The sequence below is a fragment of the Pseudolabrys sp. genome, from assembly GCF_050250095.1.
Lineage (GTDB): Bacteria > Pseudomonadota > Alphaproteobacteria > Rhizobiales > Xanthobacteraceae > Pseudolabrys.
The window spans coordinates 285764-309530 of the sequence record NZ_JBFWPH010000002.1 but is presented as its reverse complement, the minus strand read 5'-3'; the positions used below and the strand labels follow the sequence as shown (position 1 = coordinate 309530).

Annotated in this window: 21 protein-coding genes; 13 read left to right on the top strand and 8 right to left on the bottom strand. The window is 65.5% G+C overall.

The window, feature by feature from the left end; all coding sequences use genetic code 11:
* The first annotated feature begins 13 nt into the window (after positions 1 to 13).
* From AB7F10_RS06810 to AB7F10_RS06755, 12 genes are all read left to right on the top strand, one after another.
* Positions 14 to 1168, top strand: coding sequence for an FAD-dependent oxidoreductase (locus AB7F10_RS06810; protein ID WP_428559331.1), 1155 nt, complete (start codon positions 14 to 16; stop codon positions 1166 to 1168).
* Positions 1169 to 1281: 113 nt separating this feature from the next.
* The gene (locus AB7F10_RS06805; protein WP_428559333.1) at positions 1282 to 2220 is read left to right on the top strand and encodes an ABC transporter substrate-binding protein; all 939 of its coding nucleotides are present in this window, start codon (positions 1282 to 1284) and stop codon (positions 2218 to 2220) included.
* Positions 2221 to 2242: 22 nt separating this feature from the next.
* On the top strand, positions 2243 to 3100 hold the full coding sequence (locus AB7F10_RS06800; RefSeq protein ID WP_428559335.1) for an ABC transporter permease: 858 nt from the start codon (positions 2243 to 2245) through the stop codon (positions 3098 to 3100).
* A complete protein-coding gene (locus AB7F10_RS06795) occupies positions 3097 to 3930 on the top strand; it encodes an alpha/beta fold hydrolase (RefSeq protein WP_428559338.1) in 834 nt (277 codons plus the stop codon). Before AB7F10_RS06800 ends, AB7F10_RS06795 begins: the two co-directional genes overlap by 4 nt.
* Entirely contained in the window at positions 3923 to 4798 is an 876-nt protein-coding gene (locus tag AB7F10_RS06790) for an IclR family transcriptional regulator (protein WP_428559341.1), read from the top strand. Before AB7F10_RS06795 ends, AB7F10_RS06790 begins: the two co-directional genes overlap by 8 nt.
* Before the next feature lie 9 nt (positions 4799 to 4807).
* Positions 4808 to 5599 carry an SDR family oxidoreductase gene (locus AB7F10_RS06785; protein WP_428559343.1) on the top strand — a complete coding sequence of 264 codons (792 nt, stop codon included), beginning with the start codon at positions 4808 to 4810 and terminating at the stop codon, positions 5597 to 5599.
* A 21-nt stretch (positions 5600 to 5620) separates the two neighbouring features.
* On the top strand, positions 5621 to 7324 hold the full coding sequence (locus AB7F10_RS06780) for a thiamine pyrophosphate-binding protein (protein WP_428559346.1): 1704 nt from the start codon (positions 5621 to 5623) through the stop codon (positions 7322 to 7324).
* 7 nt (positions 7325 to 7331) lie between these two features.
* A complete protein-coding gene (locus AB7F10_RS06775) occupies positions 7332 to 8864 on the top strand; it encodes an aldehyde dehydrogenase (RefSeq protein WP_428559348.1) in 1533 nt (510 codons plus the stop codon).
* A gap of 4 nt (positions 8865 to 8868) precedes the next feature.
* On the top strand, positions 8869 to 9858 hold the full coding sequence (locus AB7F10_RS06770) for a PDR/VanB family oxidoreductase (protein WP_428559350.1): 990 nt from the start codon (positions 8869 to 8871) through the stop codon (positions 9856 to 9858).
* Between the two features lie 22 nt (positions 9859 to 9880).
* Positions 9881 to 10837 (top strand): MBL fold metallo-hydrolase, encoded by a 957-nt coding sequence (locus AB7F10_RS06765; RefSeq protein WP_428559352.1) that lies wholly within the window; start codon positions 9881 to 9883, stop codon positions 10835 to 10837.
* Positions 10838 to 10910: 73 nt separating this feature from the next.
* A complete protein-coding gene (locus tag AB7F10_RS06760) occupies positions 10911 to 11138 on the top strand; it encodes a recombinase-like helix-turn-helix domain-containing protein (protein WP_428559354.1) in 228 nt (75 codons plus the stop codon).
* Between the two features lie 3 nt (positions 11139 to 11141).
* Complete coding sequence (locus AB7F10_RS06755; protein ID WP_428559356.1) at positions 11142 to 12230, top strand: Rieske 2Fe-2S domain-containing protein; 1089 nt, start codon at positions 11142 to 11144, stop codon at positions 12228 to 12230.
* A 42-nt stretch (positions 12231 to 12272) separates the two neighbouring features.
* Here the strand turns inward: AB7F10_RS06755 and AB7F10_RS06750 are convergent, their stop codons facing one another.
* The 5 genes from AB7F10_RS06750 to AB7F10_RS06730 form a co-directional block, all read right to left on the bottom strand.
* A complete protein-coding gene (locus tag AB7F10_RS06750; RefSeq protein WP_428559358.1) occupies positions 12273 to 13049 on the bottom strand; it encodes a D-glutamate cyclase family protein in 777 nt (258 codons plus the stop codon).
* On the bottom strand, positions 13046 to 14134 hold the full coding sequence (locus AB7F10_RS06745; protein WP_428559361.1) for an oligogalacturonate lyase family protein: 1089 nt from the start codon (positions 14132 to 14134) through the stop codon (positions 13046 to 13048). The genes AB7F10_RS06750 and AB7F10_RS06745 overlap by 4 nt, the downstream gene beginning before the upstream one ends.
* A gap of 2 nt (positions 14135 to 14136) precedes the next feature.
* Entirely contained in the window at positions 14137 to 16047 is a 1911-nt protein-coding gene (locus AB7F10_RS06740) for a TRAP transporter permease (RefSeq protein ID WP_428559363.1), read from the bottom strand.
* Positions 16048 to 16110: 63 nt separating this feature from the next.
* Entirely contained in the window at positions 16111 to 17094 is a 984-nt protein-coding gene (locus AB7F10_RS06735; protein ID WP_428559365.1) for a TAXI family TRAP transporter solute-binding subunit, read from the bottom strand.
* Positions 17095 to 17116: 22 nt separating this feature from the next.
* Complete coding sequence (locus tag AB7F10_RS06730; RefSeq protein ID WP_428559368.1) at positions 17117 to 18022, bottom strand: IclR family transcriptional regulator; 906 nt, start codon at positions 18020 to 18022, stop codon at positions 17117 to 17119.
* Between the two features lie 189 nt (positions 18023 to 18211).
* On the opposite strand from AB7F10_RS06730, the gene AB7F10_RS06725 reads away from it, so the two are divergent.
* Positions 18212 to 19216, top strand: a complete 1005-nt coding sequence (locus AB7F10_RS06725; protein ID WP_428559370.1) for an amidohydrolase family protein — start codon at positions 18212 to 18214, stop codon at positions 19214 to 19216.
* A gap of 3 nt (positions 19217 to 19219) precedes the next feature.
* On the opposite strand, the gene AB7F10_RS06720 is transcribed toward AB7F10_RS06725, so the two are convergent.
* The 3 genes from AB7F10_RS06720 to AB7F10_RS06710 are packed head-to-tail and all read right to left on the bottom strand — an operon-like array spanning position 19220 to position 23515.
* Positions 19220 to 19609, bottom strand: a complete 390-nt coding sequence (locus tag AB7F10_RS06720; protein WP_428559372.1) for a hypothetical protein — start codon at positions 19607 to 19609, stop codon at positions 19220 to 19222.
* 22 nt (positions 19610 to 19631) lie between these two features.
* The gene (locus AB7F10_RS06715; protein WP_428559374.1) at positions 19632 to 21419 is read right to left on the bottom strand and encodes a hydantoinase B/oxoprolinase family protein; all 1788 of its coding nucleotides are present in this window, start codon (positions 21417 to 21419) and stop codon (positions 19632 to 19634) included.
* On the bottom strand, positions 21416 to 23515 hold the full coding sequence (locus AB7F10_RS06710) for a hydantoinase/oxoprolinase family protein (protein WP_428559376.1): 2100 nt from the start codon (positions 23513 to 23515) through the stop codon (positions 21416 to 21418). The genes AB7F10_RS06715 and AB7F10_RS06710 overlap by 4 nt, the downstream gene beginning before the upstream one ends.
* Positions 23516 to 23767 lie beyond the last annotated feature (252 nt).

Sequence of the window (23767 nt, the reverse complement as noted above, 5' to 3'; positions counted from 1 at the left end):
GGAGGATGTTGACGTGTTGAACCGGGTCGTCATCGTCGGGGGAGGCATTGCCGGATCGGCGCTCGCGATTGCGCTGGCCCGCCGCGATGTTCCGGTGACGCTGATCGAGCGTGAAAAGCGCTGGACGCCGGCCAGTTCCGGTATCTTCATCTATTGCAACGGGCTGATGGCACTCGACCAGCTCGGCGTGCTCGACGAGATCTGCGACAGCGGCTGGGTCAGCCCGGATGGCGGCAATCTCTATCTTTCGGAGGACGGCAGCGTCATCACCCGCACGGTCTATCCGCGCGGCAGCGCGCGCGTGCCGGCCATCGTCGGAATGCGTCGCGTCGAACTGCACCGCGTGCTGGCGACATGCCTCGAGCGGCTGGGCGTCGAGGTCCGGCTTGGCGTGACCGTCACCGCGATCGACGACGCCGATCCGCACCGCCCGGTTGCACTCACCCTCTCCGACGGAACGACGCTGGCCGCAGACGTGCTGATCGGCGCCGACGGTATCCGCTCTCAAATTCGCACGCATCTCTTTGGCGAGATCGAACCGGTCTATACCGGCTTCGGCGTCTGGCGCAGCACTCATGCCAAGCCCGCCAGCATCGACACCAAGATCATGATGATGGGCACCGGAACGCGGCTCGGCATCATGCCGACCAGCCGCGACGAGCTTTACATGTTCGGCACCACGCGCGAGCCCGGCAAGCCGTTTTACTCGCGCGAAACATGGGCAGCCGAAATGCGCCGGAAATTCGGGGCATTCGCCGGCCCCGCCGTCGCGTTTCTTGCGGAAATCGATGACACCAAAAACGTCTTCTATACCTCGGTCGAGGAGGTGCATCTGCCGCTGCCCTGGAGCCGCGGCCGCGTTCTCCTGATCGGCGACGCCGCGCATTCGTCCTCGCCCTTCATGGGCCAGGGCGGCGCCATGGCGCTTGAAGACGCGATCATTCTCGCGGAGATGCTGGACGGCGTTTCCGATATTCCGGCCACGCTGAGCCGGTTCAGCGAACGCCGCTTCGCGCGCTGCAAGTTCGTGCAGGACGCCTCTCGCCGCGTCGGCGAAGCAGGCGCGGCCGAGGATGGCTCCGGCCGAGATATTCGCCACGCCCGGATGCGCGAGACGGCCCAGCAGGACGTCGACCGCTTCTATCAACGCATCGCGGAGCCGGCGTGATGGCTCCGCAGACACATCCACTCGCAACGGCCCGACGCCTCGCCGCGTTCGTGCCTTAACAAAGGGGAGACAATGACATGAGGATTACTCGGCGCGCGGCAGTGGGAGGCCTGATGGCTACCGCGGCATTCCGTCCGGCTTTCGCCGCTGCGGAAAAGGTGACGTATCTGTTTCCGGCTCCGGCCTTCCTGCCGGCCTTCATGCCGTTCCATGTCGCGACCAAGCGCGGCTACTACACCAAGAACAACGTGGAAGTGGCGTTCCAGACCGGCCGCGGCGGCGCCGATGTCGCCAAGCAGGTTGGCGCCGGCAATGCCGACCTCGGCGGCGGCCTCGGCGAAACCTCGATGATTGTCCGTCCGAACGGGCTGCCGGTTCGCGCCGTGGCGCAACTCGGCTCTCACCCGCTGTTCCAGCTCGTGACCCGCAAGGAAAGCAACATCAAGTCGTTCAAGGACCTGCGCGGCAAGAAGCTCGGCGTCATCGGTTATCAGGACACCGGCTATTATGCCCTGCTGGCGGTGCTGGCCTCCGCCGATCTCAAGCGTGCCGATCTGGAAGTCCAGGCGGTCGGTCCTGCCGGCGTCACCCAGCTGATGATCGCCAAGTCGCTTGACGGCATCATGGCGACGCCGGAATGGGCCTTCGCGATCGAAGGCGCCGGCATCACGCTCGACTATCACCCGGTCGAGAAGACCTTCCCGGCGATGGCGCAGGCCATTCTCACCTCCGACAAGCTCGTCAAGGAGCGCCCGGCGGCTGTCGGCGGCTTCGTCAAGGCGGTGATGCAGGCGCTTCGCGACTGCATGAAGGACCCGGCTTCGGCCGCGGCCGACTTCGTCGCCGAAGTGCCGCAGCACAAGGGCAAGGAAAAGGTGATGGAGCAGATCCTGCGCCGTTACGTGGACCAGATCTACACCACGGAGCCGGCCTCCGCGCTCGGCAAGTTCGACGCCAAGCGCCTCAAGACGGTGCAGGACTTCTATCTGAAGAACGGCATCATCCAGTCCGCCGTCCCGGTGGAAGACCTGTACACCAATCAGTTCATCTGATCGGAACGAGGAGACGACGACAATGTCAGACCGCGCAAACGGCACCGCCGCGTCCGAAACCCTGCCATCCCGCTCCGCCGAAATGCGGACGCCGTGGCTGCGGAATGCGATCGTGCCGTTTGCGAGTCTTATTCTTGCCGTCGTCGTCATGCTCGCCTGGCAATATCTGCCGCCGATGCTGGGCGTCCCGAAATACATCATCCCGCGCCTCTCCGACCTCGGTTCGGAGATGGTGCGGATGTGGTATCGCGAAAATCTCGTCGCTCACTTCATGTCCACGGCGTCGATGTCCATCCTCGGCTTCTTCCTAGGTGGCCTGCTCGGCGCGGTATTCGGCTACACGCTCGGCCTGCTGCCGACGTGGGAAAAGGTTCTCTCTCCCTACATCCTCGCGCTGCAGATCGCGCCGAAGGTCGCCTTCGCACCGCTGTTCATTCTGTGGTTCGGCTACAACGCCTGGCCGAAACTGATCGTCACCATCCTCGTGGTGTTCTTCCCGATCCTCGTCAATGTCCTGCAGGCGATGCGCGTCATGGACCGCGACCTCGTCAATCTTGCGCGCGCCTACAATATGTCCAAGGCCAAGATCTTCTGGAAAGTCATGCTGCCCTTCTCGATGCCGAACCTGCTCGCGGGCTTGCGGATCGGCGCGACGCTGGCGGTGATCGGCATCACAGTCGGCGAGCTGGTCGGCGGTGAGATTGGCCTCGGCTACCTCATCAGCTTCGGCCAGGGCCAAGCCAACACCGCGATGGTGTTCGACGCCATCGCGCTCCTGACCGTCATCGGCATCGTGATGTATTGGGCGGTCACCGCCGTCGAAGCGCGCGTGCTGCATTATGTTCCGCGCGCGGTCGTGGCTCCGCAGCCGCAGCCATGAACGCAGTCGCCGACATCGCCCGCATTGTGCCCGGCAATGCCGCCGGAATCCGGCTTCTGCGCCGGAGCGGACAGGCGAACGGCGCGACGGTCGTGCTGCTGCACGGCATCGGCAGCAATGCCGCAAGCTTTGAGCCGCTGATCGCCACGCTGCCGGCCTCCTGCGACATCATCGCGTGGAATGCGCCGGGCTACGGCGGCTCGCAGCCGGTCGCCGCCAAACACCCCTCGCCAGCCGATTATGCCGATGCGCTGGACAAGCTCGTGCGCGCGCTCAACCTGCCGCCATTCGTGCTAGCCGGCCATTCGCTCGGCTGCCTGTTCGCGGCGCGATTTGCGGCAAGCCATTCGGACCGCGTCCGCGCGCTCGCGCTCCTGTCTCCGGCGCTCGGCTATCGCGTTTCGCCCGGCGCCGCTTTGCCTGCCGGCGTGCAGGCGCGCATCGACGATATCGTGGCGCTCGGACCGGCCGAATTTGCCGCCAAGCGCGCGGCTCGCCTGGTCCACGCTCCTGAGCGCAAACCGCAGGTGCTCGCCGCCGTGCGCGCCGCGATGGCCGCGGTCGATACCGCCGGCTACACGCAAGCTGTCTACGCGCTCGGCGCAGGCGACCTCCTTGCCGACGCAGCACGGATTGACGCGCCGGTCGCGGTTGCCGTCGGCGCCGAAGACGTCGTCACGCCACCGGAGAACGCGCGTACGTTGCACGCCGCGCTGCGCCGCTCGGCCGGCTTCCACGAAATTCCCGATGCCGGCCATGCTCTGCCGCAGGAAAGCCCGGCGGCCGTCGCGGATATCCTCTCCGAACTGCTGGAGCGCCACTGTGGCTAAGAGGACCAAGACCGAGCCGGTCGAAGAACGTCACGACGACATCTATATCTCGCCGCCGGTGCAGCGCGCCGTCGTGCTGCTGCGCCACATCGCCGAAGGCGACCAGGTCACCAACATGTCGCGCACCGCGCGTGAACTCGGCATCAACCGCACCACCCTGCTGCGCCTGCTCCACACGCTGGAAGCCGAGCGTTTCATCGAGCCGCGCCCGGAGGGCCAGGGCTGGCGCATCGGTCTCGGGCTGATCGGACTCGCCGCGCAGTCCTTTTTCTCGGAAGATCTGGTGCAGATTTCGGTGCCGGTGCTGACGCGGCTTGCCGACACGCTGCGGCTGTCGGCGCATCTCGGCGTGCTCGACAATCTCGAAGTGGTCTATCTGGTCCGCCGTGTGCCCAATCATGTCTACGCCAGCAACATCCGCGTCGGCAGCCGCCTGCCCGCGCACGCGGCGAATATGGGCCGCATCATCCTCGCCCATATGCCGCCGGACCGCATCGACCGCCTGTTCTCCGGCACCCTGCTGCGGCGTGTCACGCCGCATACCGCCGTCACGCTGACGCAGCTGCACACCCAGCTCGCGAGCGACCGCGCCGCGGGCCTTGCCTGGAGCGACGGCAATTTCGAGGCCGGCATCAGCTCGGTTGCGGCGCCGATCTTCGATGCGACCGACGCGCCGGTCGCCGCCCTCAATGTCAGCGGCCACGCCGCCGATTTCGCCGGCGCGGTACGGCGCACGCTGATTTCCGACAATATGAAGACGGCGGCGATCGAAATATCCCAGCGCCTCGGCTGGCGCGGAACGCAGTTGCCGGTCGCGGGCGCCGCACCGGCAAAGACTGCGCGCCGCCGTGCGCGCGAAACGGCTTAAGGCAACGTCATGGATCTCGGATTGGCAGATCGCGTCGCGGTGGTCACCGGAGGCACCTCCGGCATCGGCCTTGCGACCGCGCGCATCCTGCTCAGGGAAGGCGCACGCGTCGTCATTTGCGGACGCGATGCCGGCCGCCTCAAGACGGCGCAAGACGTACTCGAGCCGGTCCGTCCCGGCCACCTGCTCGCCGTTCGCTGCGATGTGTTGAAGTCCGACGACGTCGCGACGCTGGCGGACAAGACCCGCGCGTGGAGCGGCGGCTGCGTCGATCTGCTCGTCAACAATGCCGGCCAGGGCCGCGTTTCCACTTTCGCGGAGACGACCGACGCGCAATGGCGCGAAGAGCTCGAACTGAAGTTCTTCAGTCAGGTACTGCCGATCCGCGCCTTCCGGCCGATGCTCGATGCCTCGTCGTCGCCGGCCATCGTCGCGGTCAACTCGCTGCTGTCGCTGCAACCAGAACCGCACATGGTCTGCACCTCGGCGGCGCGGGCCGGCGTCCAGAACCTGCTCAAATCGCTCGCTACCGAATTCGCGCCGCGCATCCGCGTCAACACGGTACTGCTCGGCCTCGTCGATTCCGGCCAGTGGCAGCGCCGCTTCGAGGCCCGCCCCGACAAGGCGGTGTCGCGCGAGCAATGGTTCACCGCGCTCGCCAAGAGCAAGCACATTCCGCTGGCCCGGCTCGGCGAGCCGGACGAACCGGCGCGCGCGATCGTTTTCCTCGGCTCTCCGGCCGCAAGCTACATCACCGGCGCCAGCCTCGAAATCTCGGGCGGCGTTTCGCGCTTCATCTAACGACCACTGAAAGTACGAGCCATGACCATGTCCGCCGCCGTCGCCGAACACACCAGCCGGGAAGCGCCCGCGCCCGCCGCCGAGACGGTCGGCGATGCAATCGCGCGCGCGCTGGCCGACATCGGCGTCACCACGGTGTTCGGCGTCATCTCGATCCACAACATGCCGATCCTCGACGCCATCGCGCGCCAGGGCCGCATCCGCTTCGTGCCGGCGCGCGGCGAAGCCGGCGCGATGAATATGGCGGACGCCTACGCGCGGGTATCGCGCTCGCTCGGCGTCGCCATCACCTCGACCGGTACCGCGGCGGGCAACGCGGCCGGATCGCAGGTCGAGGCGCTGACCGCCGGCTCGCCGGTGCTGCACATCACCACGCAGGTCGACCGCGAATTCGTCGACCGCGACCGCGCCGCCATTCATGACGTGCCGCGCCAGCCCGACATGCTGAAGGCGATCAGCAAGACCTACCTGCGAATCTGGGAGCCGGCCGCAGCCGTCGACACGCTGATCGCAGCAGCGCAAAGCGCATTCACCGCCCCGACCGGCCCCGTGACGCTTGAAATTCCGGTCGATATTCAGCGCGTCAACGTGGCAGCGCGCCGGCTCGCCGGCATGCCGGCCGTGCCACGCGCCATGCCCGATGCGGCGCAGCTCGATGCACTGGCCGAAGCGGTCCGCAAGGCGCGGCGTCCGATGCTGTGGCTCGGTGGCGGCGCGCGTGGGGCCGCGGATGCGGCAACCGCGCTCGTCACCCGTGGTTTCGGCGCGGTGACAAGCACAAACGGCCGCGCGACGGTGCCGGAAGGCCATCCGCACAGTCTCGGGGCCTTCAACATGACGCCCGAAGCGGTCGAGATTTACGGCCGCGCCGACCTGATGATCGTGGTCGGCTCGCGGCTGCGCGGCAACGAAACGCAGAACAACAAGATGCCGCTGCCCGCTCTCGTGCAGATCGACGCTGACACCGGCCAGGCCGGACGCAACTATCCGGTCGAGCAGTTCATCGCCGGCGACGCTCGCCTCGCCCTCGACGGTCTGCTGGAGCGTCTACCCTCGCGGCTCAATACCGACGCGGACTTTCTCGCCGCCATCGGCGCGGCTCGCGTCAAATCCGAAGCCGCGCTGCGGGCGGCGCTCGGCCCCTATACAGCCATCGCCGATGCGCTGAACGCGCGCGTCCACAAGGCCGGTCATCCGTGGGTCCGCGACGTCACGATCTCGAACAGCACGTTCGGCAACCGCTATGTGCGGATCGCCGCGCCGCATCTCGGCGTCCACGCGCTGGGCGGCGGCATCGGCCAGGGCATCGCGATGGGCATCGGTGCGGCCCTCGCCGGCGTCGCGGCGAAGACCATCGTGCTGGTCGGCGACGGCGGCGCGCAGCTGATGATCGGCGAACTCGCCACCGCCGTCGAAGCGCAGGCCGACATGGTCTTCGTGATGATGAACGACAAGGGATATGGCGTCATCCGCAACATCCAGGACGCGCAATATGCCGGCCGCCGCGTCTATGCCGATATTCTGACGCCCGATTTCGCGCTGCTGTGCGCATCGGTCGGGCTTCCGCATGAGCGCGTCACCGCTTCCCACGCTTTCGAGGCGGCGCTCGACCGCGCCATCGCGGCCGCTGGGCCGAAGATGATCGAGATCGACATGACCGCCATTGGCTCGTTCGCCCGCAGCTTTGCCGGCCCGCCGGCCGGCGCCGCAGGAAAACCGGAATGAGGCGGCCATGACACGCCTTGCGATCCAGGAGCGTTCGATGGATCAAAAGATCGCGCCACAAGACAAGCTCTATATCGGCGGCGAGTGGCGTCGCGGCCGCGGCGCCGACATTGCGTCCAACTTCCCCGCCGACGGCTCGCTCAATGCCGTTCTGCCCGGCGCGTCGCTGGAAGACGTCGATCTCGCCATCGAGCGCGCGCAGGACGCGGTCAGCAATCCTGCCTGGCGCAAACTGCTGCCGCATGAGCGCGCAACCTATCTCTACCGGATATCCGAAGGCATCGCGCGCAACGCCGACCGCATTTCCCATATCCAGTCGCGCGACACCGGCAAGACGCTGAGCGAAACCCGCGCGCTGGCGATGAGTGCCTCCGGCACCTTCCGCTACATGGCGGCGGCGCTCGAAACGAACGAAGATGCGCTGACGCCCCCGCGCGGCAACTTCCTGACGATGTCGGTCTATGAGCCGCTCGGCGTCACCGCCGGAATCACGCCGTGGAACTCACCCATTGCGTCGGACGCGCAGAAGGTTGCGCCCGCGCTTGCGGCCGGCAACGCGATCCTGCTCAAGCCGTCGTCCTGGAGCCCGCTCGTTTGCCTCGAGCTGGCGCGTGTCATCGAGGAGGCCGGTTTGCCGAAGGGCCTGTTCTCCACCTTGCCCGGCGCAGGATCGGTCGTCGGCGAGCGGCTCGTCACCCACCCGGCGATCCGCAAGGTATCCTTCACCGGCGGCACCGAGACCGGGCGCGACATCGCCCGCAAGGCGGCCGACAAATTCATGCCGGTGTCGCTGGAGCTCGGCGGCAAGTCGCCGACTATCGTGTTCGCCGACGCCGATCTCGACGTCGCCTGCGCCGGCGTGATGTTCGGCGTATTTTCGTCCACCGGCCAGTCCTGCATCGCGGGTTCGCGGCTGTTCGTCGAACGCTCCATCTTCGATGCCTTCGTTTCGAAGCTTGTCGCGGCGACCAACCGCCTGCGCATCGGCCATCCGTTCGAAGCGGGCACGCAGGTCGCGCCGCTGATCCGCCCGAAGCATCGCGACGAGGTCGAAACTCATGTCCGCCACGCCCGCGACGACGGCGGACGCATCCTGACCGGCGGCGAGCGACCGGCTGGCAACGATTATGCCGGCGGCACCTATTACCGGCCGACCATCGTCGCGAACCTCGCTAACGACAGCCGGCTCTGCCGTGAGGAAGTGTTCGGGCCGGTGCTTGCCGTACTGCCGTTCGACAGCGAGGACGATCTCGTGCGGCAGGCCAACGACAACAGCCACGGACTTGCCTGCGGCATCTATACCCGCGATTTCCCGCGCGCCTGGCGTGTCGCCCGCGCCATCGACACTGGCACGGTCTGGATCAACACCTACAAGCAGTTCTCCATTTCGACGCCGTTCGGCGGCACCAAGGATAGCGGTCTCGGCCGCGAAAAGGGCCGCGACGGCATCCGCGCCTGGATGGCGCAGAAGTCGATCTACTGCGACCTGAGCGAGACGCCGCATCCGTGGTCGGCGCCCGCGCTCACCGACAAGGCTTGAGACGATGAACAGCGCAGCGACCCTTGCCCCCTCTTTAGCCCCGCGCAGCGGCGAGCAGACGCTCGAAGTGCGGCTGCGCGCGATCGTCTGGGAGGCGCCCGGCGTGGTGTCGCTCGAACTCACCGCGCCGGACGGCAGCCCGCTGCCCGCCTTTGAGCCCGGCGCGCATATCGATCTCAAGCTCCCGAACGGCACGATGCGGCAATATTCGCTGTGCGGCGATCCCAACGACCTGTCGCGTTACCGCGTCGGCATCCGCGCGATTACCGGCGGCGCGTCGTCGAGCTTCATCCATCAGAAGCTGCGGCCCGGCGATCTCGTCACCGTCAGCACGCCGCGCAATAACTTCCCGCTGGTCGAGGCGAAAAACTACATCTTCGTCGCCGGCGGCATCGGCGTCACGCCGTTCATCCCGATGATGCGCGAGACGAGCGCCAAGGGGAAACCCTGGACGCTCGTTTACTGCAACCGGCGCAACGAGGACGCTCCGTTCCTTGCCGAGATCGAAGCGCTCGATAACGGAACGGTGTCCCTGCATTCGACCGAGGCCGGCACCCGACTCGATGTCGCGCAGCGGTTCAGCGGGGTCCAGAAAGATACTGTCGTCTACTGCTGCGGCCCGGAAAAACTGATGACGGCGGTCGAGGAAGCAACCGCCAGCTGGCCGGAAGGCAGCATTCATTTCGAATGGTTTACGCCGCGCAGCCGCCCTGCCGATGAAACGAGCGGCGCCTTCGAGGTGGTGTGCGAGCAGTCCGGCGTCACCGTCACGGTGCCGCCCGACCGCTCGATCCTGTCGGCGCTCGCCGATGCCGGCGTCAACGTGCCCTGTTCGTGCGAACAGGGTATTTGCGGCACCTGCGAGACCGCGATCGTCTCCGGCGAAGCCGACCATCGCGACAGCATCCTATCGTCGAGCGAGCGCGCCGCTAACAGGACCATGATGATCTGCGTGTCGCGTGCCAAAGGCTCGCGGCTGGTGCTCGATATTTGAAGGCAAGACAAGGAACGGGACGATGAGCAAAAGAGTACTGCAATTCTTCGGCCTGGCCGTGATGGCGATGGTCGCAGCCGGCTCATTCGCGCCGCGCGCGACCGCGGCCGACGGCGACTTCCGCGTGACGCTGCTCGGCACTGGAACGCCGGTGCCCTCGCCCGAACGGTTCGGCCCGAGCACGCTGGTCGAGGCCGGCGACCAGAAGCTCGTCTTTGACTTCGGCCGCGGCGTCACCATCCGCCTTGCGCAGCTGAAAATCCCGTTCGGGAAGATTGACGCCCACTTCCTGACTCACTTTCATTCCGACCATCTCAACGGATTGCCGGACCTCTGGCTGACCGGCTGGCTGCGCCCGCCCTATGCGCAGCGTTCCAAGCCGATGACGATCTATGGACCGCCCGGCCTTGCCAAACTCACCAAGGGCCTAACCGAAGCATTCTCGCGCGATCTCGAAATCCGTGGCGAAGACGAGAAAAATCCGCCGGCCGGCATCGCTTTCGACGTCCACGAAGTAAAGCCCGGCCCGGTCTACGAGAAAGACGGGCTGAAGGTCACGGCGTTCCAGAACGACCACGGTGAGCTCGTCACGCCGTCTTATGGCTACAAGATCGAGTATCGCGGCCACAGCGTCGTCCTGTCCGGCGATACGCGCTACAGCGCCGAAGTGGTGAAGCAGGCCACCGGCGCCGACCTGCTGGTGCACTGCGTGACCGTCATCCCGGACGAGTTGATGAAGAAATTTCCAGTCTACGAGCGCATCCTGAAACACCTTTCCTCGCCCGAGGTTGCCGGCAAGGTCTTTTCCGAAGCCAAACCCAAGCTCGCGGTCTACAGCCATATCGGGCTCAACGGTGGCGCGACGCCGGCCGACCTGATCGCCCGCACCCGCAAGGTCTACGATGGGCCGCTCGAAGTCGGCCGCGATCTGATGACCATCACGATCGCCGACAAGCCAACCGCAGCGATGCGAAACTAGCGCGGACGACGGACGGCCCGAAAAGTTCTAGTATTCAACAGCGCCAGCGACGAGCACACGCCAGGAGGCACCGATGTCAGATTACCGCTTCCCCTATCTGGAGCCGCACCAGGCTCGCGCGCAGGCGCCGACTGCGTGGCAGCAGGAGCTCGCCAACGCGATCGAGAGCGTGTTCACCAAGGGCGCGCGCGAAATCGACGAGGTCGTGGCGGGCCTCAACGGCACGCGGGTGCGGCCGCCGAACGGCGGCGACTGGACGCCGGAGAATTTCACCGCACTGATGAAAGAACTGGGAGCCTGAGCCATGTCGAATGTCACGACGCTCGAAAATCCCCGCACCGCCGCGCCGAAGGCGCCGGCCGCCGGCCCGACCGACCAGGAGGTGCAGACCTATCTGCGCACCGGCCTGCGTAACCGCTGGTGGCCCATTCTCCCCTCGCGCTTCGTCCAAACGGGCGGCAAGCCGCTCGGACTGATGCGGCTCGGCGAGCCGCTCGTGCTGTGGCGCGACAACAAAGGCGAGATCCGCGTTCAGGCCGACCGCTGCCCGCATCGCGCGGTGCCGCTGTCGCGCGGTATCAATGAAGGCGACCGCCTGCGCTGCAACTATCACGGCGTCGAGGTCGGCCCCGACGGCACCGTGCTCAACGTGCCGGGCCAGCCCGGCTGTCCGCTCGAAGGCAAGAAGGCGGTCAAGACCTATCCGGCAAAGGATATCGCCGGCGCGATCTTCGTCTGGTTCGGCGACGTGCTTCACGCGGAGCCGGCGCCGTTCGACCCGCCGCCGGAAATCAGCGCGCCGGAGTATTCAAGCTTCCTCTGCTACGCCGACTGGGAGATGCCGTGGCGCTATGCCTTCGACAATCTCATGGATCCCATGCACGGCACGTTCCTGCATGCCAATTCGCACACGATGTATCAGGGCGACACGCAGGCGCAGTTCGCGACTCGCGACACGCCGCACGGCTTCTTCTTCGAGAAGGTCGGCCAGCGCGACGTGAATTTCGACTGGAGCGAACTGGTCGACGACGGCGGGCTTTATGTGCGGCTCGAAATCCCCTACCCGCCGTCCGGCGGTCCGGGCGGCAATTTCGGCATCACCGGCTTCGGCACGCCGATCGACGAAAACAACATGTGCGTGTTCTTCTGGCGCACCCGCAAAGTCTCCGGCTGGCAGCGTGACGTCTGGCGCTTCCTCTACAAGACGAACCTTGAGAAGCGGCACTGGCATGTACTCGAGCAGGACCGCGAAATGCTCGCGCACCTCAAGCCCGGCCTCGAGAAGTTCGAGATGCTTTACCAGCACGACGCCGGCGTGATCCGGTTGCGCCGTTATTTGGCGCAGCAGGCGCGCAAACAGCTTGCCGATCTAAGGGCCGCCGGAAAGTTCTGACCGCGGGCGTTCGTCCGTGGGCCGGAGCGTTCGGCTGCGGCTTCACACGTTCATCAGATGATCGGCCGGCAGGTCGGTGATGAAGCTGTGCGCGGCGGCATGCACGATGAAGAGCGGCAGCCGCGCCGCTTCCGCCGCCGATTGCGGCGTCACCCCGCAGGCCCAGAACACCGCCGTCTGATCTCTCGGCATGTCCGGCACCGGGCCGCCGAACATCGGGTTCTTGAGATCCGCGCCGATATCCGCGGGATTGCCGATGTGGATCGGCGCACCGTGGTTGAACGGAAAACGCGACGACACCTGCGCGGCGACGATCGCCTGCTGCGGGGTCAACCACCGCATGGTGACGATAAGATCGCCGCGAAACGGGCCAGCCGGCTCGGTCGGTCTATTGGTGCGCAGCACCCAGCGGTTACGGTCCGTCGGCACGCCTGCCCGCTCGAGCGCGGCATCGAAGGTGATGCCGGAGCCGATCAGGAACGCCACGAGATCGTCGCGCCAGATGTCCCTGACGTCGAGCCGGTCTTCCTGCCGCTCGCCATCGACGAAAACCGAATAGCGTGCGCAGTCGGTGCGCAGGTCCGCGTTCGGCGCGAGCTTGCGCGGCACCGGATCGCCGGGGTCGGTGACTTCGAGCACCGGACAGGCTTTCTGGTTGCGCTGGCAGTACAGCATGAAGTCGAAAGCAAAGGCCTTGGGCATGATGGCGAGATTGCACTGAACGAATCCCGGCGCCATGCCGCGGCTTGTGCCGGTGATGCGACCTTCGCGAATCTCGCGCCGCACGCGCTGGCTTTCCAGCAGGGCCTCGGCGTTCATGCGTCGCCTCCGATCTCGACTTCGTAAATCTGCGCGTGTCCGGTCCGATCCGAGGTGAAGACGACACGTCTGCCGTCCGGCGAGAAGCGCGGATGCGGATGGGTGTGCTGGCGCGCCTCCACCGCCACCGGGCCGTCATTATAAGGGAACTGGCCGCCCCAGTGCGCGCCTTCCGACGTCGCCTCGCTGGCGCACAAGAAGCCGGGCGCTTCGGTGCTGAGCGGAATGATGTGCAGGCCACGATCGGGAAAATTGGTATCGCAGACAAAGCGGCGACCATCCGCGTCTGGCGCGGCGTGCCAGGCCGGAAAGCGTGACAGCCACGGCGCCGCGCCGGTTTCGAGATCGATCAGACGCAAGCCCCGCGGCCAATCGACGAACGCGATGGCGCGGCGGCCGGGCAGCCAAACCTCGTGCGTGACCCACTGCATGCGGTCCTCGCGCTCATAGGCGCGGCGGTTGCCGGTGCCGTCGCGGTTGACGACCCAGACGCGGTCGGTCATCGACCCGGCATAGAGGATGAGGTTGTCGTCGTCGGGGCAAAACTGCGGATGGCCGATGGTGTCGCGCTCGAGAATGACGCGGCTCTCGCCGGTCTGCGTGTCGACCAGCACGAAGCGCGACATCCCGCCTGCCTTGACCGGAATGGCCCACCAGCGGCCGCTTGCGGACAAGGCGGTGGTGCCCATCGCCGCGCCGACCATGCCCTTCTCGCGCATCTCGACGGCGCCGAAATCCGCGAGCTTGGTTTCCTTAAAGCTCGCCAGATCGACGCGCCATGCGCCGGTGCCGGCGGTGAAAAAGACAAAGCGCCCGTCCGGCGACGGGTAGATCGACCAGTCGGCGAGGTCGTCGCAGTCGGTGACCTGAACGAGGTCGCCGCTTGCACGCTCCTCGAAAAAGAGCTGCGGCCTGCCGGTACGATATGACACGAAAATCAGCTTCTCTCCCGCACGGTCGTAGGCCGGCACGAAGAAAAACGGATGATGATGAATGCTGGGATGCGACGTGATCTGACGAACCACGCGCCGCGAGGCGGGATCCGTCAGATTACGGCTCTCCGGCGCATACCGGCTGCCCTTCACCACTACACTCCGGCTGTCTCGCCGTTGCCGCCTGCGAGCTTCCGGCTTGGCTGAAGGCCGAACCAGGGAAAGCGCCACTTGATCGCCAGAAACGCGAGGCCGACGCAATTGCCGATCAGCCAGAACGGGCTGAGTGTCGGCGCGACAATGGCGACGAGACCGCACAGCATCAGGAAGATGCGGTCCGGCCAGCCAAGGTTGATCCGGAACCAGCCGGTCAGGCCGATTGCCCACACCGCGGTCGGGACGATCAGGCCGATCGAAGCGACAATGACCTGCAAAATCGGCGCCTGGAACAGCAGCGCAGGATCGGCAACGAAGGCGAACGGGATGAGGAAGGCAACGAAACTCATCTGGAACGCAATCCAGCCCGAGGTCCAGGGGCTCGATTTCGCGAGGCCCGCCGCCGCGTAGGCCGCAAGCGCGACCGGCGGCGTCACCATCGACAGCACGCAGTAATACATCACGAAAAAATGCGCGCTGAGCTGCGGCACGCCGAGCTTCTGCAGCGCCGGAGCGTAGAGCACCGCGCCGATGATGTAGGCAGCGACCGTCGGCAGGCCCATGCCCATGATGATGCAGCCGATGATGATGAGGATCAGCGAACCGGCGAGCGTGCCGCCGCCGAACGAGATCAATCCGGCGGAAAACTTCAGCGCGAGATTCGACTGGATCGCCACCGCGATGATGATGCCGATGGCCGCGATCGGCACCGCGATCTCCGACGCCTGCCGGCCGGCATCCCGCACCATCTCGAGAACTCTTCCGAACGTGACCCGCTCCGCGCGTCCAATGAAGGCAACCGGAAAACAGGCAATGGTGGCGTACATTGCCGCCGTTTGCGCCGAATAGTTCATCATCAGCGCGGCGATCAGGGCGACCGGCGGCAGCAACAGATGCAGACGCGGCAACACCGGCTCGACATTGTCGACCGCGACGGCCGGCAGCGTGCCGGTGCCGGTCTTGCGCGCATTGAGGTCGCACAAAATATAGAGCGCAACGTAATAAGCCACCGCCGGAATAACGCCGGCCAGTGCGATCTGCGCGTAGGGAATGCCGAGCAGTTCCGCCATCACGAAGGCGGCGACGCCCATCACCGGCGGCATCAACTGCCCGCCGGTGGATGCAATGGCTTCCGTCGCCGCAGCGCGGTCGGCCGGCACGCCGGATTGCCGCATCAGCGGGATCGTGAACACGCCGACCGCGGCGACGTTGGCGACCGCGCTGCCGGTGATGGTGCCCATCAGGCTCGAACCGACCACCGCGACCTTCTGGCTGCCGCCGGTTGCACGCCCAACGAGGCGGATCGCGAGATCGATGAACAACCGGCCGCCGCCGATTGCAGCGTAAACCACACCGAAAGCGATGAAGTAAAAGACGAACGACACCGACGTCTCGGTCGTGACGCCGAGCACGCCGCTCGTCGTCAGCACGAGAATCTCGACATATTCCTTCAACTCGAAGCCGCGGAAGCCGCCATAGGGCAGCAGGAATCCGAGCGCCCCGTAGAGCAGAAAGGCAAGGATCACCCACACCAAGATCCAGCCGGTGGTGCGGCGGACGCCTTCGAGCAGCAGAAAGACGAGGACGATGCCGAAGATGACGTCCTGCGGAAAGACCGGCGAAACGTTCTCGATGCGCTCGTCGATGCGCGTCATCGATAGCCAGTAATAAATCGCAAAGCCGACCACTCCGATCAGGATGACCGCGTCGAGGACGCGCTCAAGCCATTTCGGCAGCTTGCCGGTATCGAGCGGATTCCAGAGGAAGACGATCAGCAGCGCCAGCACCAGGTGCACCGGGCGGGCGACCAGCGGCGGCTGCGGGTGGATCAGAATCCAGTATTGGAAAACGACGAGTGCGAGACCGGCCCACAGGCGGACATCGCGAAGCGTGCGCAGGACGGCATCCATGACGATTCTGGTTCCCCGCAGAAAAGACCGGCGGGCGCCACACGGACGCCCGCCGCATCGGCCTTACATCAGGCCGGCTTCCTTGTAGTAACGCGCAGCGCCCGGATGCAGCGGAATGCCGGTGTTTTCCGGCTTGGCCGCCTGCTTCGGATCGAACGCGCCGAACGCCGGATAGGCTTTGGCGAGATCGGCACGCTTCTCGATGAACGTCTTGACGATGGTGTAGGCAACATCGTCCGGTAGATCGTCACGCGCGATCAACTGCGTGCCGAAGTCAGCGCCCCAGGTCGGACCGTTCTGGCCCTTGAACCACTGGGGGAACTGCGAGGGCTTCACGCCGTTCTTGCCGAGAGCAGCACGCGCTTTCTCCGACAGGTCGAGGAAGCTGACATCCGCGGTGAGCGAGACTTCCGTGATCATCGGATGGCCCTTGAGCACAGTGTCGAACAGGATGTCGGCCCGGCCCTCGCGCATCACGTCGGGAATCTGCGCCGGCGCGACCTGGATGATATCGCCGCCGTTCGCCTTGATCCTGGCGCGGTCGAGGCCGTAGGCCTCGAGCACGATGTCGACGCTCGACGGCACGTTGGAAGCCTGCGGCTTCATCACGATGCGCAGCGGTTTGCCCGACGACATGATTTTTTCCATAGTGTCGAGGCCGCTCTTTTTGATGTAGTCGTTGCGGACCATCATCGAGAGGTAGACCGAGTTCAGGCCGCCAACCAGCGCGCGGATGTGCGTCGCCTTCTTGCCGCCGTAGAGTTCGCGGCCCTGCGTCGCCCACACCGCGGTCGCGACATTCGACAGGGCGATCTCGGCCTTGCCCTGCTCGACCACCATCGGGTTGGCGACGCCGCCACCGCGGGCGATCACCTCGACGTCGCGGCCGCCGAGCGCCGGCTTGAAGACCTGTTCCATCGCGGCAGCCGCGACATACCAGCCCGACCCGACCGGCATCGCACCGATGCGGATCGGCTCGGCGGCGATCGCCGTACCGACCAGCGCGGCGGTGGCGACCGCCGCGATAGACCATTTTCCGAACGTCATGGCGTTTCTCCCTTCGTGTTTGTTATGCCGTCACCCGGACGGCGCCACTCGATTGCATGACCCTGGCAATATCCCTCGCCGACCGCTGCACGGCTTCGAGCGCACGGACGCGAAATTCCCTGAGCGACATCTGGAATTCCGGCACAACGACACTGAGCGCGGCGAGCGGGTAATCGTCGATATCCAGCACCGGAACTGCGAGGACGCGCAGGCCACTGCCGAAATAGGAATCGCGCAGCGCATAGCCGTTCTCGCGCACGCTTCGCAGCCGCCGTGTGATCTCGTCGCGGTTCATCGGCATGTGCGGAAACGAGCCGGAGCGCGGCGTCAGCGACAGCACTTTTGCAAGCTCGTCTGGCGGCAGATAAGCCAGCATCGCCTCGCCGATCGTGCTCCAGAAGGCGGGGATCGTGGTGCCGATACGAATGTCGACGCCGACGCGCGTCAGTCCGGCCCGCACGCGCTCTACATAGAGAATGTCCGCGCCGTCGAGCACGCCGAGGCTCGCCGCCTCGTTCACCACGCCGACCAGCGAACGCAGGATCGGCCGCGCCACCTCGCGCAGATCGGCGCGGGCGATGGCATGCAGACCGAGGTCGGTCACCTTCAAGGTGAGGCGAAAACGCCGGCCGCCCGACACGCGGTCGAGATAGCCGAGCATCACCAGCGTGTTCAGCAGACGAAACGCCGTGCCGGGGTCGAGCTGCGCGAGCGTCGCGATTTCGCTCAACGTCAGTTCGGAGCGATCCGCGGAAAACGCTTCGAGAATACGCAGGCCCTTGGCGAGCGAACTGACAACGCTGCCCTGGACGACGCTGTCACGCGCGGCAGACGCTGCGCGCTTGGCGCCGCGTTTGCCCGGCTTGACCTTCGGCGGCTTGGAGTCTCCCGACTTCGCCGTCGCCTGCGCGCGTGCGCCCTTCGGCATCTCTGTCAGCGTCCCCGGTCCCTGTAGCTTTTTTTCGGACTGCGAAGTTTATTTGCAGTTTCGAAAAGTATGGAATTTTTGCGCGCCGCGAGTCAATAGTGGCGCCCGCATCGGCGCGTCCGATGCGACGCAACAATATCGGCGACCGGCCGCGCCGGCCGTCCACAGCAAGCGGCAACGGGACACGGAATGACCACAGCGATCGATGCCTGGACGCATATTTTTCCGCCCGCCTATTTTCAGAAGCTGCAAGGCGTTGCGAGCGCAACCGGACCGCTGAAGCGCTGGATGACGCTGAAATCGCTCTACGATCTCGACGTCAGGTTCCGCATCATGGACCGGTTCGAGAACTACGCCCAGGTGCTCACACCATCGATGCCGCCGGTCGAGGAACTCGGCGAGGCGGACGAGGCGGCCGCGCTCGCCATGCTGATGAATAACGGCCTTGCCGAGCTAGTCGCGCGATATCCCGCGCGATTTCCTTATTTCGTCGGCGCCTTGTCGTTCCTCGATGCCGACCTTGCCCAGCGTGAAATCGAACGCGCGCTTGGCCTCGGCGCCAAAGGCTTCCAGATTTGCACGCATGTGCGCGGCCGGCCGCTCGACGATCCGGCCTTCCTACCGATTTTCGACGCCATCGCCAAAGCGAACGTGCCGATCTGGCTGCACCCGGTGCGCGGGCCGGTGCCGGACTATCCCACTCTGCCGAAATCAAAATACGAGGTGTGGTGGTGCTTCGGCTGGCCTTACGAGTCCTCGGTCGCGATGTCGCATATCGTGTTCGCCGGCCTGTTCGACCGTCATCCCGGCCTGCGCATCATCACGCATCATCTCGGCGCCATGATCCCCTATTTCGCCGGCCGGATCGAACAGGGCTGGGATCTCGAAATGGGCACGCGCACGCCACCGGCGGACGCCGACCTCCTGCCAGTGCCGCTGAAGCGCAAGCCGTCGGACTATTTCAAGATGTTCTATGCCGACACCGCGTTGTCAGGCTCGGCGGGCGCGACGCGCTGCGGCCTCGATTATTTCGGCGGCAGGCAGGTGCTGTTTGCCAGCGACTTCCCCTATGACGCCGAAGGCGGCAGCTACCTCGTGCGGGAGACGTTGCGCGCCATCGGCGACCTCAAGCTCGCACCGGCGGAGCATGCCGACATCCTGCACGGCAATCTGCGGCGTTTTATCGCCGCCTGATCGTCAGTCACACTCGAAACGCGCAGTATTATGTGCGTTCTCGATCGAGGTTAGCGTGGTGCGCAGGCGCCCGAGCGCGAAATCAACCTCGCCGCCGCCCGGCTGCAAAGGACTATCCTTGGCAATGGCGTCGAACAGCGCCGGCAGGCTGTATTTGTCCGGTCCACGCTTCGCGACAGTATCGATAAAGGTTTCGACACCGGACAGCCCGGCCTTGCGCGCGTCGTTGATGACGAATTCGACGATATCCAGTTCGAAGTCGGATGCCTGAAGCATCATGCCGCCGAAGCCGCAGGCGCAGCCCTGCCCGGCGGTCAGATGCTGGCGCGAGATGCGCCCCCAGAGCGAAGCGAGGTCGCGCGCCTCGCCGCGGCGTTGTTCGGAACTGAGCATTGCGGCAAGCATACCCCGAAGCTCAACCGGCGGCAGCCTTGATTTCTCCACCTGTTGCGCCTTTTTCACGCATCTGCGCGCGCAACTTTGCCGTCGCGTCGGCATCGAGCACGCCATCCGCCGTGACGACGACGCCGTAGTCACGGCGCGCCGCATCGGCGCCGACATAGCCCTCGCGCACATCGGAGGCGACGCGTTCGGCGTCGCGATCGAGCGGCGAGCCGAAACCGCCACCGCCGCCGGACTTCATCAGATAGGCGTCGCCCGGCCGCAGCCGCACGCCGAAGATCTTGGCGTTCGGCATATCGGTTTCCCATTTGCCGTTGCGGCGGATACCGATCCCATTGCCGGCGGCGTCCATGCCACCGTGCAAGCCCCAGGGCTTGCAGTGAACACGGTCGATTCGCGTCGTCACCGCGAAGGGTGACAACGCCTGTACCACCATCTCCGCGCCGAGGCCGCCGCGGTTCCGGCCGGCGCCTGCGGAATCCTGCCGCAGCGAATAACGCTCGACCAGCACCGGATATTTCGACTCGAGCTGCTCCGAGGGGCTGTTGTGGGTGTCGCCGTCGTTCATGCACACGGTTGCGGAAATGCCGTCCTCGGATTTCTTCGCGCCCCACCCGCCGCCGAGCGGACCGATGCCCACGATGAACAGCCGGCCGTCGCTCGGCGAAATGCCGTGGATGTTCGGAAACACGAGGTCGGCGTGGTGGCCGGCGATCACGCGATCAGGAATCGCGTTCGCCAGCGCCTTGAAGATCGTGTCGATCACCGTCATCGGGAAGGTCATCCACACGCGCATCGGGAACGGCCGCTCCGCGCTGATGACGCGGCCCATCGGCATGATGACTTTCAGCGGCCGAAAGCTGCCGTCATTGACCGGATAATCGGTCGGCGTGGTGAGGCATTTATAGGCGACCTGCGCGCAGGCGATTCCGGTCGTGTAGCCGGAATTGTAGAAACCCCGAACCTGTTTGCTGACATCGGTGAGATCGATGGTCATCTCGTCGCCCTGCTTGATGACCTTGACCTTGATCGGAATGCGCTCGCCGACATCGACGCCGTCGTCATCCATGTAGGATTCGGCCTCGTAGACGCCGTCCGGTATATTGCGCGTATTGGCGCGCGCGATGGCCTCCGAATGATCCATGATGACGGCGACGGAACCGAGCACCGCCTCCTTGCCGTAGCGATTGACCAGTTCGGTGAAACGGCGCTCACCGGTCGTCACCGCCGTGATCTGCGCGCGCAGGTCCCCCAGTGCGCGTTCCGGCAGGCGCACATTCATCGCGATGATGTCGACGAGATCCTGATTGACCACCCCGGCCTTCTGGTACTTCACGATCGGAATCTGGATGCCTTCGGAGAAAATGTCGGTCGTAACCTGACCGAGCGTCCCGCCGACATCGAGCCAGTGCGCCATGCAGCACGAAAAAGCGATGATCTCGCCGTTGTGAAAAACCGGTTGGGTGAAGGTGAAGTGATTGAGGTGCGAACCGGTGGTGTAGGCGTCATTGGTGACGAGGATGTCGCCGGGATGAATGCCGTCGAGGCCGAAATGCTTGATCTTCGCCTTTACCGTCTCCGCCATGCCGCGGATGAACATCGGCAGGCCGAGACCGATCGAGATCGTCTCGCCCTTCACCGTGAACAGACCAACGGTAAAATCCAGCGCCTCGTAGATGATGAGGTTGTAGGCCGTCCGCATCAGGTTGGTCTTCATCTCCTCGGTGATGGCGAGAAGACCGTTGCGGATGACCTCGACGGTGACGGCGTCGATCTCGGGCGATTTCTGCTCGGACGTCATGTCTGGCTCCCGATCGCAATGACGAGATTGCCGAACGCATCGACCGCGAGGCGGTCGCCGGGCGCGAGCACCGTGGTCGAGGCATGTTCCTCGATCAGCGCCGGTCCTGCGATCTCGTTGCCGCTGCGCAAGAGCGTGCGGCGGTAGACCGGCGTATCGACGAAGCCGCCGGCATCGCGGAAATAGACCGGCTTCTTGCGCAGCAGCGCGTCCTTCTCCGGCGCCTTGCCGCCTTCGGGGACCGTGCGAGGGCTCGGCTTTTTCATCAGACCGGTGACAGTGAGCCGCAGGCTGACGATGTCGCCCGGCTCCTTCGGCGCCGAGGTCCCGTAGCGTACGGCATGGACCTCGTCGAACTGGCCCTTGATGCCGCGCCGGTCCTGCTCCCGGAAGAACCTCTCGTCGAGATCGACGGTGACCGCGTGTTCCTGACCGACGTACCGCATGTCGGCGGCGCGGGCGACCCGGATCTCACTCGGCTTCACGGCGGAGTCGGCGATGGCCGCGCGCCCTTCGCGCTCCATGTCGGCATAGATCGCCTCAAGCTCGTCGAACGAAGCTTCGTCGAGCCGCTTGAAGCAGGAGCGCACATAGTCATAGCGCAGATCGCTGAACAGCATGCCATAGGCCGAGAAATGGCCCGGCGAGAACGGCACCAGCACGCGGCGAATGCCGATCTCGCGCGCGATCGCCGACGAATGCAGCGGCCCCGCCCCGCCATAGACCACCATCGTAAAGGAGCCGGCATCGAGTCCGCGCTCGGTGGTGACCGCCTTGACGGCGTGCGACATCGACGTGACCGCGATGCGCAGAATGCCGTCCGCCATCTGGATCTCGTCCAGGCCGAGTGGACCGGCAACGGCCTGCATCGCAGCATGAGCGGCGGCGGTGTCCAGCGCCATTTCGCCGCCGAGGAAGTTCTTGTCGTCGAGCCGGCCGAGCAGCAGGTTGGCGTCGGTGACGGTCGGCTCCTTGCCGCCCCTGCCGTAGCAGGCCGGCCCCGGCATCGAGCCCGCGCTTTGCGGACCCACACGGAGGGAGTTACCCTCGCCGATCCTGGCGATGCTGCCGCCGCCGGTGCCGACCTCGAAAATATCGATCATCGGAATCTGGATCGGTAGCGCCTTTTCGTAGCCGCCGATCAGCGCGCTGCCCGTCGTCAGCGGCTCGCCCTTGCTGATGACGCCGGCCTTGGCGGTGGTGCCGCCCATGTCGAAAGCGATCGCCTCGCCCATGCCCATCTGCGCGCAGATCGCCTGCGCGCCGATCACACCGGCAGCGGGACCGGATTCGAGCATCCGCACGCAGTCCCGCCGCGCATGGGCAATCGGGAACAACCCGCCGGTCGACTGCACGGCATAGAAGCTGCCGCGAAAGCCCGCATCGGTCAGATGGCTTTCAAGCTCGCCGAGATAAGCCGCGACGCGCGGGCCGACATAGGCATTGGCGGCGACGGTCGAGACCCGTTCGAATTCGCGATACTCCTGCGACAGCTCGTGTGACGCCGAGACAAACGTGCCGGGCAGTTCCTCCTGCACGATCTCCTTGACGCGCACCTCGTGCGCGGGATTGCGATAGGAGTGCAGCAGCAGCACCGCGACCGCCTGAATGCCGCGATCCTTCAGCGAGCGCACCAGATTACGGACAGCCTGCTCGTCGAGTTCCTTGTGGATCGTGCCGTCGGCGCGCAGGCGCTCCGGCACCTCGAAGCGCAGCGAGCGGCGGATCAGCGGCTCGTGCTTGCTGAAAAACAGATTATAGGCGTCGGGCCGGTTGACGCGGCCGATCTCATAGATGTCGCGGAAGCCCTCGGTGATGAGCAGCGCCGTTTCCGCGCCGGTGCGTTCGAGCAGCGTGTTGATCGCGATGGTCGAGCCGTGCAGGAAGAGATAGGCGTCCTTGGCCGCGATGCGCGCACCGTGGAGCGTATCCTCGATGCCGCGCACCAATTCGCCGTGGGTTGACAGCGCCTTGCCGAAATGCAGGGCGCCGGTCGCCTCGTCGAATGCCGCGAGATCGGTGAAGGTGCCGCCGATATCGACAGCGATGCGCAGGGTTCCAGCGGCCCCCTTTGCCGGAGATGACGCGGCTGCCATAACGCCTTCCCGTACGCCCTTCCTGTCCGCCCGGTCTTGCCGGCGAGCCAACCGAAGCCGTGTTGCACGGTTCGCGGCCGAACATCCGACCTTCGGATTGCGAAATTATTTTCGTTTTGATAAGGTGTCAGCCGGTGCCGCCCTTGTCAAGAAGCCGGCGGCATCGCGATCCTCAAAGCCAGCGACCGTGCAGATCATGCCAAGCCGCCCCAGGAAATCTGCGAAGAAGGCCGTCGCGCGAGACGCAGCGAG